This window comes from Paenibacillus sp. EZ-K15 (genome assembly GCF_002573715.1).
In the GTDB taxonomy this organism is placed as follows: domain Bacteria; phylum Bacillota; class Bacilli; order Paenibacillales; family Paenibacillaceae; genus Paenibacillus_AQ.
Window position 1 is genome coordinate 292,477 of the sequence record NZ_PDHM01000022.1, and the last position, 623, is coordinate 293,099.

The window sequence follows — 623 nt, forward strand, 5'->3', positions numbered from 1 at the left end:
CGGGTTATGAGCCCGACGAGCTACCGAACTGCTCCACCCCGCGTCATTAAAAGGGTTGCTTATATGGGGTCCCCGAAAAGTAATCGGAATTACTTGCGAAGCATGTGCTTCACTTTTTTGGGGATAAATCATGGTGGAGGCTGAGGGGATCGAACCCCCGACCCTCTGCTTGTAAGGCAGATGCTCTCCCAGCTGAGCTAAGCCTCCGTAACAAAGCGACTTTAATCATACCAAAATCTGATATAAGAAGCAAGTGTTTTTTTAAAGAAAGTGGTGACCCGTAGGGGATTCGAACCCCTGTTACCTCCGTGAAAGGGAGGTGTCTTAACCCCTTGACCAACGGGCCTTGCTTGAAATAATAATGGCGGAGAGAGAGGGATTCGAACCCTCGAGACGCTTTTGGCGCCTACACGATTTCCAATCGTGCTCCTTCGGCCAACTCGGACACCTCTCCATAAATGGCTCCCCGAACAGGACTCGAACCTGTGACAACTCGATTAACAGTCGAGTGCTCTACCAACTGAGCTATCAGGGAACAATATTTAATTCAAGTGATTGATCACCTGAAAACTAGATACGAAACGAATTTGCAACACATTGAAATATGTTTTGGATAAGCCCTC

At 47.8% G+C, this 623-nt stretch carries 4 tRNA genes; all 4 read right to left on the bottom strand.

Annotation, left to right across the window (positions count from 1 at the left end):
• Positions 1-131: 131 nt before the first annotated feature.
• Positions 132-207, bottom strand: a tRNA-Val gene (locus CRG97_RS28210).
• Positions 208-271: 64 nt separating this feature from the next.
• Positions 272-346 (bottom strand) — tRNA-Glu (locus CRG97_RS28215).
• Positions 347-362: 16 nt separating this feature from the next.
• A tRNA-Ser gene (locus tag CRG97_RS28220) sits at positions 363-454 on the bottom strand.
• A 5-nt stretch (positions 455-459) separates the two neighbouring features.
• A tRNA-Asn gene (locus CRG97_RS28225) sits at positions 460-535 on the bottom strand.
• Positions 536-623 lie beyond the last annotated feature (88 nt).